Source organism: Agromyces humi, assembly GCF_009720255.1.
In the GTDB taxonomy this organism is placed as follows: Bacteria; Actinomycetota; Actinomycetes; order Actinomycetales; family Microbacteriaceae; genus Agromyces; species Agromyces humi.
In genome coordinates, this window is the sequence record NZ_WJSP02000427.1 from 1 (window position 1) to 2,958 (window position 2,958).

A 2,958-nucleotide genomic window follows, 5' to 3' on the forward strand; every position below is an offset into this window, starting at 1 on the left:
CGGCGACGGCGCGGGCCGCGTCTACACGACGAGCGGGCACAAGTCCGTGGGCTACGTGCAGCTCGCGCCCGGCGCGCCCGTCGCCGCGGAGCCCACGGGGGTGGCCGGCATCACGACGACTGGCCTCGCCGAGGCATCCGCGTACCTGCACACCCAGCTCGCGCTGGGCGTGGGCGAGCTCGTCTACGGACTCGGCGAGCGGTTCGGCCCGCTCGTGAAGAACGGCCAGACGGTCGACATCTGGAACGCCGACGGCGGTACGTCGAGCGAGCAGGCCTACAAGAACGTGCCGTTCTACCTGACGAACCGCGGCTACGGCGTGCTCGTGAACCACGCGGGGCACGTGTCGTTCGAGGTCGGCTCGGAGGCCGTGGAGCAGGTGCAGTTCTCGGTGGCGGGAGAGTCGCTCGAGTACTTCGTGATCGCCGGGCCCACGCCCGCGGAGGTGCTCGACCGCTACACGCGGCTCACCGGACGCCCCGCGCGGGTGCCCGACTGGTCGTACGGGCTGTGGCTCTCGACGAGCTTCACGACCGACTACGACGAGGCGACGGTCAACTCGTTCATCGACGGCATGGCCGAGCGCGACATCCCGCTCGAGGTGTTCCACTTCGACTGCTTCTGGATGCGCGAGTTCCACTGGACCGACTTCGAGTGGGACCCGGCCGTGTTCCCAGACCCCGAGGGCATGCTCGCGCGCCTGCACGACCGCGGGCTCAAGGTCAGCGCCTGGCTGAACCCCTATATCGCGCAGCGGTCCCGGCTCTTCCGCGAGGGCGCGGAGCGTGGATACCTCGTGCGACGCCCCGATGGGTCGGTGTGGCAGTGGGACCTCTGGCAGGCGGGCATGGCGCTCGTCGACTTCACGAATCCCGAGGCCACGGCCTGGTTCCAGGCGCACGTGCGCACGCTCCTCGGCCAGGGCGTCGACGCCATCAAGACCGACTTCGGCGAGCGGGTGCCGATCGACGTCGTGTGGCACGACGGGAGCGACCCCGAGGCGATGCACCACCGCTACACCGACCTCTACAACCGGGCCGTGTTCGACGTGCTCGAGGAGGAGCGCGGCGTGGGAGAAGCGGTGCTGTTCGCCCGTTCGGCGACCGCGGGCGGCCAGTCGATGCCGGTGCACTGGGGCGGCGACAACTCGTCGTCGTTCACCTCGATGGCCGAGAGCCTGCGCGGCGGACTCTCGCTCGCGTTCAGCGGCTTCGGCTACTGGAGCCACGACATCGGCGGATTCGAGGGCGACCCCGACCCCGCCGTGTTCAAGCGCTGGCTCGCATTCGGGCTGCTGTCGAGCCACTCGCGGCTGCACGGCTCGACGAGCTATCGGGTTCCATGGGCGTTCGACGACGGCTCGGAGGCGCCGGGCCAGAGCGCGGTCGAGGTGGCGCGGACGTTCGCGAAGCTCAAGGCGTCGCTGCGGCCCTACCTCGTCGCGGCCGGCGAGGAGGCCCACCGCACCGGGCGGCCGATCATGCGGCCGATGCAGCTCGAGTTCCCCGGCGACCCCGCGACCGCCCACCTCGACCGGCAGTACCTGCTCGGTCCGAGCCTGCTCGTCGCACCGGTGTTCTCGGCCGCGGGTGAGGTGGAGTACTACCTGCCGGCCGGCCGGTGGACGAACTGGTTCACGCGCGAGGCCGTCGAGGGCGGCGGCTGGCGGCGCGAGGTGCACGGCTTCGACACGGTGCCGCTCTGGGTGCGCGAGGGCGCGGTCGTGCCGATCGTCGAGGAGGACGGCACGCCGGGGGAGTTCCGCGGCTGAGCCCGTCGCCGCGTCGCAGCGGCGCCTCGTGGCCCGTCGCAACTTTCGGCCCTAGAATTCGAAACATGGAAACGGATGCCGCAGACGGCCGCGTCACGCTCGCGAACGTGGCAGAAGAGGCGGGCGTCTCGCTGTCCACGATCTCGAAGGTGCTCAACGGCCGGTCGGATGTCTCGCCGCCCACCCGCGCCCGCGTCGAGCAGCTCCTCGCCGAGCGCGGATACCGTCGCCGCGGCGGCGGACGTTCGGAGTCGCGGGCCGAGCTCATCGAGCTCGTCTTCCATGAGCTCGACCCGATCTGGTCGATGGAGGTCATCGGCGGCGTCGAGCAGGTGGCCAAGGAGCACGGGCTCAGCGTCGTGCTCACCGTCAGCGGCAGCCGGCACGCACCCGACCCAGACTGGATCGAAGGCGTCATGCGCCGTCGTCCGGTCGCCATCGTCCTGGTGTTCTCCGAGCTCGCGCCCGAGTACCGGGAGCGCCTGCAGTCGCGGGCGATCCCATTCGTCATCGTCGACCCTGCCGGCGACCCGTCGCCCGACGCGCCCTCGGTCGGCTCGGCGAACTGGTCGGGCGGACTCGCGGCCACCCGGCACCTCATCGAGCTCGGCCACACGCGCATCGCCGCGATCACCGGCCCCGAGGACATGATGTGCTCACTCGCCCGGGTCGACGGCTACCGCTCGGCGATGAACTCCGCGGGCCTCGCGATCGATCCCGACTGGATCCGCTTCGGCGACTTCCACGTGAGCGGCGGCCGGGAGCGCGCCCGCGAACTGCTGGGCCGCGACGACCGGCCCACCGCGATCTTCGCCGGCAGCGACATGCAGGCGCTCGGGGTCATGGAGGCGGCGCGCGAGCGCGGCATCCGGGTGCCCGAGGAGCTCTCGATCGTCGGCTACGACGACATCCCGCTCGCGCGCTGGCTCACGCCCAGGCTCACGACCGTGCACCAGCCGCTGCGGCGCATGGGCGAGGAGGCGGCCAGGCTCGCGATCCGGCTCGCCGACGAGCTCGACCACGAGCACGGTATGACGGATGCCGCGTCGGGCGCGACCGGGTCGGCACGCCGGGCCGCATCATGGACCACCTCGACAAGCGCACGCTCGACCTGTCGGAGCTCAAGTACCTCGTGCTCGACGAGGCCGACGAGATGCTGAAGATGGGCTTCGCCGAGGACGTCGAGA

Annotated in this window: 1 protein-coding gene and 2 pseudogenes; all 3 read left to right on the forward strand. The window is 71.2% G+C overall.

What is annotated here, in order from left to right:
- A partial coding sequence (yicI, locus tag GH736_RS20295) for an alpha-xylosidase (protein WP_159606549.1) occupies positions 1-1,771 on the forward strand: 1,771 nt, incomplete at its 5' end.
- A gap of 65 nt (positions 1,772-1,836) precedes the next feature.
- Positions 1,837-2,769 (forward strand): annotated as a pseudogene (locus tag GH736_RS20300) (LacI family DNA-binding transcriptional regulator); the annotation flags it as partial.
- A gap of 62 nt (positions 2,770-2,831) precedes the next feature.
- Positions 2,832-2,958, forward strand: a pseudogene (locus tag GH736_RS25295) (DEAD/DEAH box helicase); the annotation flags it as partial.